11 protein-coding genes, 1 tRNA gene and 3 pseudogenes are annotated in these 14,986 nt (G+C 58.8%); 6 read left to right on the top strand and 9 right to left on the bottom strand.

All coding sequences use genetic code 11. The features are described from left to right. Positions 1–31 precede the first annotated feature (31 nt). Positions 32–2,710 (bottom strand): pyruvate, phosphate dikinase, encoded by a 2,679-nt coding sequence (gene ppdK, locus AC0L3D_RS05080; RefSeq protein ID WP_473629718.1) that lies wholly within the window; start codon positions 2,708–2,710, stop codon positions 32–34. 231 nt (positions 2,711–2,941) lie between these two features. Between ppdK and AC0L3D_RS05075 the strand changes: the two are divergent. Together AC0L3D_RS05075 and AC0L3D_RS05070 are read left to right on the top strand one after the other, a co-directional pair. Beyond that, positions 2,942–3,053: pseudogene (locus AC0L3D_RS05075) on the top strand (VOC family protein); the annotation flags it as partial. A gap of 172 nt (positions 3,054–3,225) precedes the next feature. Continuing rightward, positions 3,226–3,300, top strand: a tRNA-Gln gene (locus tag AC0L3D_RS05070). A gap of 61 nt (positions 3,301–3,361) precedes the next feature. On the opposite strand, the pseudogene AC0L3D_RS05065 reads toward AC0L3D_RS05070, so the two are convergent. Further along, positions 3,362–3,511: pseudogene (locus AC0L3D_RS05065) on the bottom strand (SLC13 family permease); the annotation flags it as partial. Between the two features lie 22 nt (positions 3,512–3,533). Between AC0L3D_RS05065 and AC0L3D_RS05060 the strand changes: the two are divergent. Then, positions 3,534–3,773, top strand: a pseudogene (locus AC0L3D_RS05060) (transposase); the annotation flags it as partial. A gap of 268 nt (positions 3,774–4,041) precedes the next feature. Next, positions 4,042–4,359: a hypothetical protein gene (locus AC0L3D_RS05055; RefSeq protein WP_128174332.1), complete on the top strand. Its 318-nt coding sequence runs from the start codon at positions 4,042–4,044 to the stop codon at positions 4,357–4,359. A gap of 70 nt (positions 4,360–4,429) precedes the next feature. Here the strand turns inward: AC0L3D_RS05055 and AC0L3D_RS05050 are convergent, their stop codons facing one another. The 6 genes from AC0L3D_RS05050 to AC0L3D_RS05025 form a co-directional block, all read right to left on the bottom strand. Continuing rightward, positions 4,430–4,993, bottom strand: a complete 564-nt coding sequence (locus tag AC0L3D_RS05050) for a DUF995 domain-containing protein (protein WP_473629719.1) — start codon at positions 4,991–4,993, stop codon at positions 4,430–4,432. Positions 4,994–5,125: 132 nt separating this feature from the next. Continuing rightward, complete coding sequence (locus AC0L3D_RS05045) at positions 5,126–6,070, bottom strand: glycoside hydrolase family 26 protein (RefSeq protein ID WP_128169368.1); 945 nt, start codon at positions 6,068–6,070, stop codon at positions 5,126–5,128. 15 nt (positions 6,071–6,085) lie between these two features. Further along, positions 6,086–6,592, bottom strand: coding sequence for a DUF995 domain-containing protein (locus AC0L3D_RS05040; protein WP_473643307.1), 507 nt, complete (start codon positions 6,590–6,592; stop codon positions 6,086–6,088). 201 nt (positions 6,593–6,793) lie between these two features. After that, the gene (locus AC0L3D_RS05035; protein WP_473643305.1) at positions 6,794–8,632 is read right to left on the bottom strand and encodes a glycosyltransferase; all 1,839 of its coding nucleotides are present in this window, start codon (positions 8,630–8,632) and stop codon (positions 6,794–6,796) included. After that, positions 8,629–9,615 (bottom strand): UDP-glucose 4-epimerase GalE, encoded by a 987-nt coding sequence (gene galE / locus AC0L3D_RS05030; protein WP_473629721.1) that lies wholly within the window; start codon positions 9,613–9,615, stop codon positions 8,629–8,631. Before galE ends, AC0L3D_RS05035 begins: the two co-directional genes overlap by 4 nt. Continuing rightward, on the bottom strand, positions 9,615–10,628 hold the full coding sequence (locus AC0L3D_RS05025) for a UDP-glucuronic acid decarboxylase family protein (RefSeq protein ID WP_473629722.1): 1,014 nt from the start codon (positions 10,626–10,628) through the stop codon (positions 9,615–9,617). Before AC0L3D_RS05025 ends, galE begins: the two co-directional genes overlap by 1 nt. Before the next feature lie 574 nt (positions 10,629–11,202). Here AC0L3D_RS05025 and AC0L3D_RS05020 point away from each other — a divergent pair. Beyond that, positions 11,203–12,345, top strand: a complete 1,143-nt coding sequence (locus AC0L3D_RS05020) for a helix-turn-helix domain-containing protein (protein WP_473643303.1) — start codon at positions 11,203–11,205, stop codon at positions 12,343–12,345. Positions 12,346–12,364: 19 nt separating this feature from the next. On the opposite strand, the gene AC0L3D_RS05015 is transcribed toward AC0L3D_RS05020, so the two are convergent. Then, positions 12,365–14,137, bottom strand: a complete 1,773-nt coding sequence (locus AC0L3D_RS05015; protein WP_473629723.1) for an SLC13 family permease — start codon at positions 14,135–14,137, stop codon at positions 12,365–12,367. Positions 14,138–14,416: 279 nt separating this feature from the next. On the opposite strand from AC0L3D_RS05015, the gene AC0L3D_RS05010 reads away from it, so the two are divergent. Next, on the top strand, positions 14,417–14,986 hold the full coding sequence (locus AC0L3D_RS05010; protein ID WP_473629724.1) for a peroxidase-related enzyme: 570 nt from the start codon (positions 14,417–14,419) through the stop codon (positions 14,984–14,986).

Raw genomic sequence — 14,986 nt, 5'->3', positions numbered from 1 at the left:
ACGCTGGCACGGCCAAGCCGACGTCGGCCCGTTACCCACGACCGTTCTTGGCAGCCTGCACCGCCGCCTGCGCGGCAGCCAGCCTGGCGATCGGCACGCGGTAGGGCGAGCACGACACGTAGTCGAGGCCGATCTCCTCGCAGAAATGGATCGACGCCGGATCGCCACCATGTTCGCCGCAAATGCCGAGCTTGATGTCCGGCCGCGTTGCCCTGCCTTTTTCGGCCGCCATCCGCACCAGTTCGCCGACGCCCTCGATGTCGAGCGACACGAACGGATCCTGCTCGATGATGCCCTTCTGGCGATAGGTCTCCAGGAACGAGGCCGCATCGTCGCGTGAGATGCCGAAGGTGGTCTGGGTCAGATCGTTGGTGCCGAAAGAGAAGAATTCGGCCGCCTCGGCGATGACCTGGGCGCGGATCGCGGCGCGCGGCAGTTCGATCATCGTGCCGGTAAGATAGGTGATCTTGACACCGGTTTCCTCCATCACGCTCCTGGCGACGGCATCGATCCGCGCCTTGACGTAGTCGAGCTCCTTCACCAGACCGACCAGCGGCACCATGATTTCCGGGACCACCAGCGCGCCGGCCTTCCTGCCGGCTTCGACGGCGGCCTCGAAAATGGCGCGCGCCTGCATCTCGGCGATTTCGGGATAGGAAACCGCAAGCCGGCAGCCGCGATGGCCAAGCATCGGGTTGAATTCGTGCAGGGCTTCGGTGCGCTGCCTGAGCTTGTCGGGCGACAGGTTCATGGCGGCGGCGACTTCGGCCACCTCTTCCTCGGTCTTGGGCAGGAATTCGTGCAGCGGCGGATCGAGCAAGCGGATCGTCACCGGCAGGCCGGCCATGATCTCGAACAATTCGAGGAAATCCGAGCGCTGCATGGGCAAGAGTTTTGCGAGCGCCGTTCGCCGGCCCTTTTCCGTGTCGGCCAGGATCATCTCGCGCATGGCAACGATGCGGTCGCCCTCGAAGAACATGTGCTCGGTGCGGCAAAGCCCGATGCCTTCGGCGCCGAAGGAACGCGCCATGCGCGCGTCGAGCGGCGTTTCGGCGTTGGTGCGCACCTTCATGCGGCGCACGGCATCGGCCCATTCCATGATGGCGGCGAAATCGCCCGAGAGCTCCGGCTGCAGCATCGGTACGGCGCCTTTCAGCACCTGGCCGTTGCCGCCGTCGATGGTGATGATATCGCCCTTGCGGAACGTCAATCCCATCGCCATCAGGGTGCCGGCCCTGTAGTCGACGCGCAGCGAGCCGGCGCCCGACACACAGGGCTTGCCCATGCCGCGCGCCACCACCGCAGCGTGGCTGGTCATGCCGCCACGCGTGGTCAGGATGCCTTCCGCCGCATGCATGCCGTGGATGTCCTCCGGACTGGTCTCGATGCGCACGAGAATCGCCTTGCGGCCTTGCGTCTTGAGCTCCTCGGCATCGTTGGAGGAAAACACGATCTCGCCGGTGGCTGCCCCCGGAGATGCGGGCAGACCGATGCCGATGACATCGCGTGCCGCCTTCGGATCGATGGTCGGATGCAGCAACTGGTCGAGCGAGGCCGGATCGATGCGGGCGACGGCCTCCTCCTTTGAAATGAGCTTGTCGCGCGCCATTTCGACGGCGATTTTGAGCGCCGCCTTGGCGGTGCGCTTGCCGGACCTGGTCTGCAGCATCCACAATTTGCCGCGCTCGATGGTGAATTCGAGATCCTGCATGTCGCGGTAGTGCTTTTCCAGACGGTCGGAGATGGTGACGAAAGACTGGAAGGCTTCCGGCATCAGTTTCTGCAGCGACGGCTTGTCGGAGCCGGCGGCAATGCGCGCCGCCTCGGTGATGTTTTGCGGCGTGCGGATGCCGGCGACGACATCCTCGCCCTGCGCATTCACCAGGAACTCGCCATAGAGCATCTTTTCGCCGGTCGACGGATTGCGGGTGAAGGCGACGCCGGTGGCCGAGGTCTCGCCCATATTGCCGAAGACCATGGCCTGGACGTTGACCGCGGTGCCCCAGCTTTCGGGAATGTCGTGCAGGCGCCGGTAGGTGATGGCGCGGTTGTTCATCCAGCTCGAAAACACGGCGCCGATCGCGCCCCAGAGCTGCTCGTTCGGATCTTGCGGAAACGGCTTGCCGAGTTCCTCCTCGACCTTGGCCTTGTAGAGCGCGATCACGCCCTGCCATTCGATGGCGCTCAGATCGGTATCGAGTTCATGGCCGAGCCCGCCCTTCTGGTCTTCGAGGATTTCCTCGAACACCTCATGGTCGAGGCCCATGACGACATCGGAATACATCTGGATGAAACGCCGGTAGCTGTCATAGGCAAAGCGGGCGTCGCCTGAATCGGCGGCCAGTGCCTCGACCGTCTCGTCGTTCAGGCCGAGATTGAGCACGGTGTCCATCATGCCGGGCATCGAAGCGCGGGCACCGGAACGCACCGACACCAAAAGCAGTTTTGAGGGATCGCCGAAACGGCGCCCGGTCAGCCGGCCGATGTGGTCAAGCGCAACCGCGACGTCCGCCTCTAGCGAGGCCGGGTAGGTGCGGCCGTTGGCGTAGTAGGCGTTACAGACCTCGGTGGTGATGGTGAAGCCCGGCGGCACCGGCAGGCCCAGGCTGCACATTTCGGCCAGATTGGCGCCCTTGCCGCCCAGCAGGTTCCTGTCGCCGGCACGGCCTTCTGCAGCGCCGTCGCCAAAGGTGTAGACCCATTTGGTCATGCTTGCTCTCCGGTTGCAGGAGATTGAAAAGATTGACGAAGCCGAAGTTCCGCCGTGTCCCTGCACGAGCGATATGATGCTGCAGTGCGAAAGGCAAGCCGTCGGCAAGCCAGCCGGCTTCTACAATCGATTAAGAAAAAGCGATGACAAAAAGACTTGCGGCTCGACCGCCAGTTGAAGGAGGACAAAACAGGAACTAGCGATAACGCCATGTGACTGACCGGAGAACTCGAAACGCTGGGCGCCGTCGAAAATGCCGGCGGCACGACCCCAAGCCGATCTTCTCACTCCCGGCGGCAGGCGGTTCCATTTCTTCGATCCGGCCGGCAATGAAATGGCAGTTGGGGTGAATAGATGCCATCGCCCGACAGCAGACGATGATACGCGACGCCAATCTGCGGGAACCGGTGGATCAGTTCCGCGCACTTTCCGTTCTCGACACTTGCCATTCTCGCCATTGAGCTTTCCGTCGGCTCGTCCTATAAGGCCGCGCGCAGCGGGCATGTTCCGACTGCTGGGGCGTAGCCAAGTGGTAAGGCATCGGTTTTTGGTACCGACAATCCCAGGTTCGAATCCTGGCGCCCCAGCCAATCCGGCATTTTCCGAACTGTGGACCGCGAAGGCCGCCAGGATTGATCCGTCCGCCGTATATCAGCTCATTGGCCAAACGATCATGAGCATCGGCACGGCAACAATGACGACGAGGAACGATAGCAGCAGTCCCAAATGTGGATAATCGCTGAAACGGTAGCCGCCCGATCCCATGGCGAGCGTGTTGCACTGGTGGCCGATCGGTGGCAGCCCTTTTCTCGAATCCAATGGGGCGCGGCGGGATGAGGCGCTGAGTGCCTCGAAGGCGAGTGGACGCTGGAGCGGCTCGGCTACCGCTCGAGTTTATTACGGCCGCACCCTTGTCACCCGCGTCGGCAAGCTTGAGCTGCGGATTCCGTAGGACCGGGTTGGCCGCTTCTCCACCGGGCTGTTCGAGCGTTGCCAGCGTTCGGAGCGGGCCTTGGTGGCCACGCTTGCGGGGTTGTATGTGCAAGGCGTGTCGACCAGCAAGCAGCTGGTCCAGCAGTTTCTCGATAGCCAAGCGATGATTCTTTCCTTTCCATCATCATGGCCTCGCGCACAGAATTCCTGCAGGCCCGCGCGATGACTGCCTGCAGGAGCTGTCGATGCCGGCACGCTCTCGCCGAAGCCAAGTCCAAGGCCGATCTCTCTGCATGAGGAATGCAACATTTTGTCTAAATTTATCAAGATAGTTCAAACCAGAACCTAAAGTCCTGTGGGTACAACGCACTCCAGAACAAAACATTGGAGGCTAGCACATGACGTTTTCTACTGCGCATCGGAACCGTTTTAGAAGAGTGGCGATTGCAGCGATCGGGCTTGCTTTTTCCGTGGCTCTCGGCGCAAACGCGCGAGCAGGCGAATTGCGTAAGCCAGAGAGAGAGACACGGTCCGTCTACCTTGTCAAATATCGGGTTAACAACGATGTTCGCTACAACAAGAAACCCGTCGGCAAGGTCGTTAAAATATCAGCATCCCGGTACTTGAACAGCAACAGCTATGTCTGCACTCCGAGCGGCTTTGGTCAGAAAGCGCGTTGCTACACTCGAAGGGGCTCGAATCAGCCGGGCGTTTAATGTTGGACCTGGTTTTGACAGAAGCCGCCGCGCCTGAGCCTGAAGCCGCGGCGGCTCCGTTTTTGCGCGGTTATCGAGAATTCGCCTTAAGATGCGAAACTTCTTTGCTTACCCGATTACCTTTGACCAGTTTGCGCGCCTCATCGTCCCGGCGAGCGGGATTGTGACGAAAGACATACCATTTCCCACCGGTGGAAGGCTTCTGATAAACGACGCCATGTTTTTCACGGTGCAGGAAACATGTGATTGCACCGTTTCTGGCCAGACTCCCTTTCGCTACTTTGCTGGTCCAGATAGCGCGCATACAGAGCTTGCCCCCATTGGTCGCATACCAGTTTCCCTCCGCATAGGACCATGCTGCCCGTTTGCGCGACCAAGCGGCGAACGGCTTCCTATTTGCAGAGAACAGCCCGCGAGCAGTTGTCTCCGCAGAATAGAACCCGCCGCCGTTTTGCCATTTCCAGGTGCGGCCGGCATAGAGCTTTTCAACCGCTGAGGCCCTCATCGGCGTCGCGGCAGCGGCGCGTTTTTCTATAGCGTCGCCCGCCGGTTGTTTGGGAGCGGCGTAGGCATTGCCTGCAAGCAAGAACACAAACAGCACCGCACTTGAGATAATCGAACGGATCGAAAACATTTTACTTCCTCTCCACCAAGGCAATTCCAGTAAGACTGCGTAAGAGTCCTGCGTTGGAACCGCATAGAAATAAAGGGATGGAGCGGTTCGGCCATCTGGTGAAAGCCGAACCACTCTGTCGAACGACTTGGATCAGTCCAGCGGATGGTTGGCCACGCGCCAATCGGGCCGGCCAACCTTCCTCGGCCATGGATAGACTTCAAGATCGTTGAAGTAGACAACGGCTGTCATGTCCGGGAACTCGGCATGCGGCTTGTTTGCTTCCGCGGCCCAGTCACGAGCATATTCGTCGTTACCTTCGTAGCCAAGCTCCGCAATGGCGATCGGTTTGCCGAAGCCCGTCACACGGTCATAACCCGGCTTTGTGCGCTCCACAAAAGTCGTATCACGACCGACCTCCAGCTTGTCATAGGGCTGATAGCCAAAGACGGACAGACCGATAATGTCGACATACTTGTCGCCAGGATAGAAAGCTTCCAGTCCTTCTTCTCCTTTCGGTGACCACATGTATTGGGCCGACGGAAGGTGCTTGCGGCATATGTCGATGGCATGCCTGTAGGCGTTCACATAACCTTCAGGCTTCCAGAAAGCCCAGGTGAATTGCCCGTCATTATCTTCCATTTCCTGCGCCCAGCGGATAGTGACGGGGCTTTTCAGCTGCGCCGCCGCAGAGCAGACCGCTGACATATTGGCATCGTAGCGCCCGCCCAAAATCCCGGCGAGCAAATCCTCGGGACCTACACGCCAGTCCCGCGCCCAGGACCACGGCTCGACCGTGATCAACAGGGAACGTCCACGCTCACGCGCATAGGCATCTGCGGCGCTGAGCGTTGCCAGATCCACATCTTCCCAGGGAAGAAAAAGGTGTTCGATTTTTGAGTTGGAATCGTTGGTATAATCCGCATGCGGATCGTAGGCGCCGGGGGTTACGGAGTCAGCCGTGATGATGGGACGCTTGTCCCGAAACTGATTGCGGCTGTCGACACTCGCTCCCGACACGCCGCTGGCTGCATAAACACCACCGGAAATGCATAAGCCGCAAAGCAAGGCTGCTGATAGTTTAAAGAGACTTTTCAAGGACCCCTCCCTTTCTTACTGTTCAGATTGCTGTGCCGCACCAAGCGCGGCTTTGATGGCATCGAGTTGACGGGAAACCAGATCGGTGGACACTAGCTTGCTGGCCTCGTCGCCTTGGTGGACCTCGGCGTTACGGAACGCATACCACTCACCACCGGGCTCGCGCTTCTGATAGATCGTTCCATTATCGATGCGATGCGAAAAGCAGGTCTTGGCGGGAAATACACCCTGTTCGGAATGCCATGTCGCGTTGAGACACATCCCACCTGTCTCGGTGATGATCCAGCGGCCTTCCGCCCAGGATTTGCCCGTCTCACCGTCGGTCCATGCGGAAAATTGCCGGTCCGCGCCCACCATTCGTCCGGCTCCGCTGTCCCACTGCCAGCTCTTGTCTCTATAGAGATCGTAGATTTCGCCTGCTGTCATGCGACGTGCCCCTTCCGGCAGAACGGAAACCTGTGAGGAAGAGGCAAAGGCCGGTGCGGCAATGCAGGACACTGCCCAAGCGACTGCTGTCAGCATCCGGAAACCTGACAGCAATAGAGTCCTTTCAGATTTAGAAGGTGCCACCGGAACCTCCTGCCATATCGAGATGAGCGGCGCCCGCCGTTTGTCCTCGATGGGCGTGTCCGGTCGCATGAGGCAGTGCGGCCAGGCATGTGCCGCTGACCAAACCGACATAGCCTGTTCCAATGATTGCGATCTTCATGTGTTGATTGCCTTCTATCGCTGATTTGAATTGCTGGGAGTGCGCCAACGTGGATTGAAGATGGTCTTGTGAACAGCGCGACCACCGACGCCTGCCCCTGCAATTGAGAAGCTGTCGTCGAACAGGGAAAAGCTTTTGGTTCCCCAGGCGAGCGCCTCGATGCCGTCGCGTCCACGCTCGACCGTGGCGAAGCTGGTAACCATCAAAAGGGCCATGAAGCTGCTTGCCAGCGCGGGGCGATAGGCGCGGCTTTTCATCCGCACGTCATTCTCCCGGCCATGCTGCAGCAAGATCATGAAGATCAGCAGCAAGTAAAAGCATGCATTGATGATGGCGAAGACGAAAAAGCCGCGCGTTTGATACGCATCCTGCATGAACACGACCGGCAGAATGGAGATCAGGACCACGAAGGCATACGGTGCCAGCACGCGGAACGGTAGCGGATCGACTTCGGACGTGCCTTTTGGCGTGACGCGAAAATCAACAAAGGATCCGGTCATCCAGTCACGGAACGCGGCAAAGGTCCCAGCCAGAACCCACGGCCAGCGCGCCAGCAGAAACAGCATCGCTTCCCAACTGAAAATCTTGCCGTCGATAGGCCGAAATGTGCGACTCGACCGCCACCAGAATGCCAAAAGCAGGATCATAAGCGACTGCGGCATGAAATGGAGCAGAAACTCTAGGTAAGTGACGTTGACGAAATTATCGCCCTTGACCAGCACAATCACGGGCAACAGGAATGTCAGAGCAAGAAAGAAGGCGTAAAGCGGGTACCAGAACTGCGAAAATATGAATTGAACCTTCAAACGCAGCGGCAAGTGTCCGATCAGTTTTGGTGAGTATTGCAACAGGATCGTCACCAGGCTCCGCGACCACTGGAACTCCTGCGTTACAAGATCGGCAAACGTCCGTGGGCCGTCGCCATGGGCGATGGCATCAAGCGCGTGAGCCCCTCGCCAGCCATAGGCATTCATGAAGAGCGTTGTGGAATGATCCTCGGCGAGTTCTGGCCCCAGCCCGCCGATTTCCTTCAGTGCTGCAGTGCGCACCGCATAGTGCGATCCGATGCATACCGGCGCGAAGCCATTGTTGTATCCGGCTTGCAGTGACCCATGCATGCTCGCTTCGATGTAGAGGCGGCCACGCGCGGACCAGCTTTCATGTGCATTGCGATCGCAAATGCTGGGCGCGGAAACATAACCGATTGTCGGGTCGGCAAAAGGCCGCAACATGTTATATAGGTAGTCCGGTTCGGGAACATGATCGGCATCGAGCTGCGACACAAAATCATATTGGTCGTAGCCATAATGATCGTAGAAGAAAGCCAGGTTGCCTTCCTTGCAGCGTGTGCGGCGGGGCCAGGACTGGCGATGGTAATCGGCGCGATTTTTGCGGGTGGAAACGAATACGCCATGTTCGCGACACCATGCGAGCGTTGCGGGCGATGGATCCTCATCGGCCAGCCACGTGTCGTGAGGCACGTTCTGGGCTAACATGGCCCGCAAGGTTTCGGCCACCACCTCAAAAGGTTCTGATGGAGCCTTGGTGACCACCATGGCAACGCGACTTCCTGCGGAAATACGCAGTCGTCCGTGCGGCCGGCGTGCATTGAAGAAAATGGTGATGAAGTAGACTGGCAAAAGCGTTACCCACGCCAGAAGCGCCGTCACCAGAATTGAGCCGGCCATGTTGGTGTGGGTGGCTCCGAAAACCCACCATTGCCAGAAGAATGCGACGGCCATCGCCCACAAAACCGCGCCCATAATGTACTCGACGCGCTTTCGGCCGGTGAAGACCGGCACCATCAGGGGTTCTTCCCTGTCAACGGACAGCGCGATGCGCGACGTGCTCATGAGCGCACATCGAGCCCGAAGAAGGGAGCCGCTGTGCGAATGATCGTATCGAGATCGGAATAGAGCGCCTGAAAGCCAAGTTTTTCGGCAGCGAGCGCCGGATCGGCATAAAGCACCGGAGGATCGCCCGCACGACGAGCGCGCATCTCGACCGGCACGTTACGACCTGTCAGCCGGCTGATCGCTTCGAGAATTTCCTTGATGGATGTACCACGCCCGCTGCCAAGATTGACGGCCAGATTGCCACCGCCGTTGATCAGATGTTCGAGCGCCAGCACATGCGCGCGCGCGAGATCCGCGACATGAATATAGTCGCGAATGCAGGTGCCGTCGGGCGTATCGTAATCCTGGCCATAGACTTCGAGAAAATCGATCCTGCCTGCAGCGGCCATCATGGCTCGCGGAATGAGATGTGTTTCTGGATCGTGGGTTTCGCCGATTTCCCCGTCGATATCCGCGCCGGACGCATTGAAATAACGCAGCGCCACGTAGCGCAGCGCATAGGCAGCCGAATAATCGGCAAGCATTTGCTCCGCGATGAGCTTCGTGCGTCCATAAGGATTGATCGGGCGCTGGCTCTCGCCTTCGCGGATCGGCAAGCGATCCGGAATGCCGTAGGTGGCGCAGCTTGACGAGAAGATGATATTGCGCGTTCCGCTTCTCTGGCAGGCGTCCAGCAGCGATTGGGTCCCGTTGACGTTGTTCTGATAATATTTTGCCGGTTTCTCTACGGATTCGCCGACATAGGCCGATGCAGCAAAATGGATCACCCCGATAGGGCGATACTCATCCATGACGTGGGTCAACCGCTCCGAATCAAGGATGTTGCCTTCAACGAAGGCGCCCCATCGGACGGCTGACCGGTGACCCGTGGATAGATTGTCGTAGACAATCGGATCATAACTCTGCCTGGCCAAAAGCTTGGCTGTATGGCTGCCGATAAAGCCGGCCCCACCAACGACAAGTACGTTCTTGCCGGACATCAGGCGGCCTCCGCCAGCTTTCCGGAGGGCTTCCTCAACTGCCGTTCGAAATAAGCGATCGTTGACTTCAGCCCATCGGCCAACGCCACGGTCGGCTCCCATCCAAGTTCTCTCTGGGCCACTGTGATGTCGGGCCGACGCTGGCGCGGATCGTCCACGGGCAACGGGTGATAGACGACTTTGGAGCTCGAGCCGGTCATTCCCACGATCTGCTCGGCCAACTCACCGACTGTAAATTCGCCGGGATTGCCGATGTTGACAGGCGTATGGATCGCCTGAGGGCTGTACATGAGCCGGTAGAAGCCTTCGATCAGATCGTCCACGTAACAGAAGGAACGGGTCTGCGACCCGTCGCCGTAAACGGTGATGTCTTCGCCCTTGAGCGCCTGCACGATGAAGTTGGAAACGACCCGGCCGTCATCCAGGCGCATGCGCGGACCATAGGTGTTGAAGATGCGCACGATACGGATGTCGACGCCGTATTGCTGATGAAAATCGTAGAACAGAGTCTCGGCAGAGCGCTTTCCTTCGTCATAACAAGAGCGCGGACCGAAGGAATTGACATTGCCCCAATAGCTTTCGGGCTGCGGATGCACATGGGGATCGCCGTAGACTTCCGAGGTGGAAGCCTGGAAAATCCGCGCCTGGTAATGTGCTGCCAGTTCCAGAAGATTGAGCGACCCGATCACGTTCGTCTTCAACGTATGGACCGGGTCGGCCTGATAGTGCGGCGGTGAAGCCGGGCAGGCGAGATTGTAGATCTCGTTGACCGGCAGATCGAGCCGTTCCACGATATCGTGGCGCACAAAGCTGAACGTGTCGTAGTTCAGGAGGTGGCGCAAATTCTCAAGCCGCCCCGTGGAAAAATTGTCTACGCAGATAACAGAATGGCCGTCTTGCAAAAGACGTTCGCACAGATGTGATCCGAGAAAGCCGGCCCCGCCCGCGACAAGTACCCTCCGTTGCGATGAAAGAGCAGAGTTCAAATTTGTAGGATGAAATCCTATACTCACTGGAACACCTCATTCGTTAACCATCAGCGCTAAAATGAAGACATGTAGGTGTCTAGAATGCACTGAGACTTCAGGTTTTCTTTCTCAAGTGAATTTGATGATGTCCAATACCTCCCCGGTTCCTACGTTGCGATATCAGGGAATCCGGAAACTTTTCACATCGTCCATTTTTGCAGCTGACCGCCGCAGACATTTGTTTTTTGATGGAGACGGTGGGCTTCAGGCGATTCTATTGCCTGTGCCGAGATCGGTGCTGCCAAAGGCCTTTATCTCGAAGCGAGCCAAGAAACCCATCATGGTCGGTTCAGGATCGATCCGCTAACGGCTAAGCTTTGTTGACTTGGTGCGCGATATAATTAACTACTTTACAACCAGGGACCCTTAAATATAGCCAATGATTTTGTTTCTTATAAACGATACACTTCGAAGATGACGACGCATGTCGTTCTTCCATACAAGTTGGCAGGGTCGGAATGTTGTCTATGCGGTCGGTCAGTTCCTCCCCATGGCGATGACATGGCATATCTCCTGAAGCAGCGCGACGTCGCGGACTTCCGGGTCGTGGCTGGAGGCAATGATGTCGGATAAGACGGTCCCACTTAACGACAGGGAGCCGACATCTGTCGAACGTCGCCGCTGGCCGCGCATGTCGCAGGATCCACTCGGTGAGGATGAGGTGGGGAAGGCCGTCCTGACGTCGTTGCGCTTTGAGACGGAAATCCTTCCACCAGTCCAGCAGTTTGCTGCCTGGCGGGAGCATATGGCGATATTGATGGATTCGCGTCTGCCGAACAATGTGAATCCCGAGGATGGATTTGTCGTCCAGCAGGCGGTGTGGAATCTGGGCGGCATGCTTTTGTTGCAACAAACCGTTCCGGCCTTCAGTTACGAACGCTCGCCAGACGCGGTCCGGTTCAGTCCAATCGACCATTGGCAGATCACCGTTCTCCGCGCCGGTCGCACCTGGACCGGAGTTGACGGACGTGTCGCGCAAAATGAACCGGGCATGATTGAAATCCGCTCGCTCGGGCATCCGTTTAGCGGGCGGGCGCTGGCAACAGAGTCGATCAGCCTGATCGTTCCCGTCGATCTGTTTGCCGATGGAGGTAGCTTGCCGGCGGCGAGCAACAATGTCGTTTTGGGTGGACACCGGGCCAAACTGCTGATCGATCTTATTTCAAGCGTTGAAGCCAATCTCGATCGCTTCACGCAAGACGACCTTCCTAGAATCAAGGACCGTTTGCGGCAAATGGTATTCGACGCGGTTACACCTTTGGTGGATCGCGATGACGGCAACGATCAGATCTCACAAATCGGATTGATGACGCGGGCGAGACGCTTCATTTCGAGCAATCTTGCCTCGCCCGACCTGACACCGGATGCTCTCGCCCGGCAACTGGCGATCTCGAGGACACGGCTCTATGAGCTTTTCGAAACGTCCGGCGGCGTTGCGAATTACATTCGTCGACGACGTCTATCCGCAGCTCATGCAATGTTAGCGGATCCTTCCGACACCCGAAAGGTCGCCGAAGTTGGTCTAGCAGTCGGCTTTGATTCAGCGGCGAATTTCAGTCGAGCTTTCACGCAGCAGTTCGGCTATAGCCCGAGCAACATACGCAAGCAGTCGTCCGAAGACTATACGTACCCGGATAGGCAAACAGATAAGAAACCCAAGGTCACATTCGAAAGCCTGCTGCAAACACTCGGCCTCTTTTGAGGATGGCGAGGAGCATATATTAGCTCATCGGCCAAACGATCATGAGCATCGGCACGGCAACAATGACGACGAGGAACGATAGCGGCAGTCCCAGGCGTGGATAGTCGCTGAAACGGTAGCCGCCAGGCCCCATGACGAGCGTGTTGCACTGGTGGCCGATGGGGGTGAGAAAATCGCAGCCGGCGCCAATGGCGACTGCCATCAGAAATGCTTCCGGCCGGTAGCCGAGATCGCCGGCAAACGCGGCGGCGATGGGCGCCATGACCAGAACGGTTGCGGCATTGTTGAGGAATGGCGTAACGGCCATGGCGGCGACAAGGATGAGCATCAAGGCGCCAGGCGCCGGAAGAATGGTTCCCAGTTTGGCAAGCTCGCCGGCAATGATGCCTGTCGCCCCCGTACTGCGCAGCGAATCGCTCACTGGAATGAGAACGGCGAGCATGACGAGGATTGGCCCATCCAGCGATTGGTAGACGTCCCGGACCGGGATGACCTTGAAAAGCACCATCCCGACCGCGGCCGTAAAGAAAGCGACGGAGACCGGGAGCAGCCCGAGCGCAGTCGCCACCATGGCGAGAGCAAGGATCGTTACCGGCACAACACCTTTGCGGACGCTGCCAAGCAGGATAGCCCTTTCTGCCAGCGGCAGGCAGCCGAGTTCACGCAGTATCTCGGGTATCGTCGCTGCATTGCCCTGCAGCACGATGACGTCGCCCAGCCTTAGCTGGATTTCGGCCAGCCTGCGGTCGGGGCGCTCGCCGTGACGGCTGACAGCCAGGAGGTTGACATTGAAGCGGTGATAGAGGGCAAGGCGCTGGGCCGTCCAGCCGATCAACGGGGAGTTTTCACCGATGACGGCTTCGATAGCGACCAGCTCGCCGGTCGTGTCATCCCCGCTGGCCCTGCTGCCCGTAACGCTGAGTTTGCCCTGGGAGACGAGGCGATCCAGCGCCCCTGGGTCGCCCTCGAGCAGCAGAATGTCGTTCATCTTGAGGACAACGTCGGGCAGTGGCGTCATCCGCATGGTCCGGTTGCGCAGGATCGATGTCACGATAGCATCGCCGCCGGAAAGCTTCATGAGGTCTGCCACGGTTTTGCCGAGCACAGTGGAATCGCGGACAATCCGGGCCTCTGTCACGTAATTCTTGATATCGATGGCTTCATTCACCGACCCGCCGAGCTTTTCGCGCACCGGCAACAGCCAATAGAAAAACACCAGGAAGATCGTTCCGGCGGCGGCCAGGGCGGCTCCAACAGGTGTAAAATCGAACATTGTGAAGGCGGTGCCGGTCAGTTCCTCCCGCACCCGCGACACAACGACATTGGGAGATGTCCCCACCTGCGTCATGAGTCCGCCGAGCAGCGACCCGAACGCCATAGGCATCAGGAATATCGACGGTGAAACGCTCGACCGGCGCGCGAACTGGAAAGCTATCGGGATCATGATCGCGAGCGCACCGATGTTCTTTACGAAGGCAGACAGGATCGTGACCACGATGACCAGCAGCGCCAGTTGCGAGCGAACGCCCGACAGGTTCGGAGCGAACCGCCTGATGGCGACTTCCATGATGCCCGAGCGTGCGATGCCTGCGCTCACCAGCAGGGCACTGCCGACAATGATCACGATATCGTCGCTGAACCCGCTGAAGGCCTCGTCAAAAGGCACGATGCCAACCGCGAGTGCGCACAACAGTGCCGCGGCTGCAACCAGATCATATCGATACCGACCCCATACGAGCGCCGCCATCATTATGAAGATAACGGCGAACGACAGGATTTGCGGCGTAGTCATGTCTTCGGATACCCCGCCGCTTGTGCGGCTGATCAGAACGGCCAAACCGCCCTTTTGTTGCTTTCGCTGGTCACGGTTTTGCTACCACGGTTCCGTGCCTGCCAATAAGCCCGTGTCGAGCAATGTTCCTGACTTTCGCAGCCATGGTCCTGGGGCGGCGCCTTTCAACCTGGCCGGCGCGCGGCCGTTCCGACTTCAGCCCTTCCATGAGGCTCGCAGAAAAGCCTTCGACGGCCTAAAGCTGGTCGCATTGACGGCCGTGCAAGGGAGAGAACACAGATGACCGCGCCCGCCATAAGCCGCTTCCCCGTTCCCGAGATCGCCGGCCTTCCCGACGACATCCGCGAACGGATACTCGCCGTACAGGAGAAGTCGGGCTTCGTGCCCAACGTCTTCCTCGTGCTTGCGCATCGGCCGGACGAGTTCCGCGCCTTCTTCGCCTATCATGACGCGCTGATGGACAAACCCGGCCCGATCACCAAGGCCGAGCGGGAGATGATCGTCGTGGCCACGAGCAATGCCAATCAGTGCCAGTACTGCGTAGTGGCCCATGGCGCGATCCTGCGCATTCGCGCAAAGAACCCGCTGATCGCCGATCAGGTGGCCACCAACTCCCGCAAGGCCGACATCACCCCGCGCCAGTTGGCGATGCTCGATTTCGCCATGAAGGTTTCCGCGCGCGCCTACGAGGTCGGCGACGCGGACATCGCGGACCTCAAGATGCATGGCTTCACCGACGAGGACGCCTGGGACATCGCGGCCATCGCCGCCTTCTTCGCCATGTCAAACCGGCTGGCCAACGTCACCAGCATGAGGCCGAACGACGAGTTCTACGCGATGGGGCGCTGA

This window comes from Mesorhizobium sp. WSM4837 (genome assembly GCF_055811435.1).
Note: the sequence above shows the minus strand (reverse complement) of the source record. Positions and strands in the feature narration are given on the sequence as shown.

Excerpts from the sequence above, each read along its gene's own strand:
- ppdK (WP_473629718.1), bottom strand. The coding sequence starts at position 2,710 with ATGACCAAATGGGTCTACACCTTTGGCGACGGCGCTGCAGAAGGCCGT.
- AC0L3D_RS05055 (WP_128174332.1), top strand. The coding sequence starts at position 4,042 with ATGACGTTTTCTACTGCGCATCGGAACCGTTTTAGAAGAGTGGCGATT.
- AC0L3D_RS05050 (WP_473629719.1), bottom strand. The coding sequence starts at position 4,993 with ATGTTTTCGATCCGTTCGATTATCTCAAGTGCGGTGCTGTTTGTGTTC.
- AC0L3D_RS05040 (WP_473643307.1), bottom strand. The coding sequence starts at position 6,592 with ATGCTGACAGCAGTCGCTTGGGCAGTGTCCTGCATTGCCGCACCGGCC.
- AC0L3D_RS05035 (WP_473643305.1), bottom strand. The coding sequence starts at position 8,632 with ATGAGCACGTCGCGCATCGCGCTGTCCGTTGACAGGGAAGAACCCCTG.
- galE (WP_473629721.1), bottom strand. The coding sequence starts at position 9,615 with ATGTCCGGCAAGAACGTACTTGTCGTTGGTGGGGCCGGCTTTATCGGC.
- AC0L3D_RS05020 (WP_473643303.1), top strand. The coding sequence starts at position 11,203 with ATGATGTCGGATAAGACGGTCCCACTTAACGACAGGGAGCCGACATCT.
- AC0L3D_RS05015 (WP_473629723.1), bottom strand. The coding sequence starts at position 14,137 with ATGACTACGCCGCAAATCCTGTCGTTCGCCGTTATCTTCATAATGATG.
- AC0L3D_RS05010 (WP_473629724.1), top strand. The coding sequence starts at position 14,417 with ATGACCGCGCCCGCCATAAGCCGCTTCCCCGTTCCCGAGATCGCCGGC.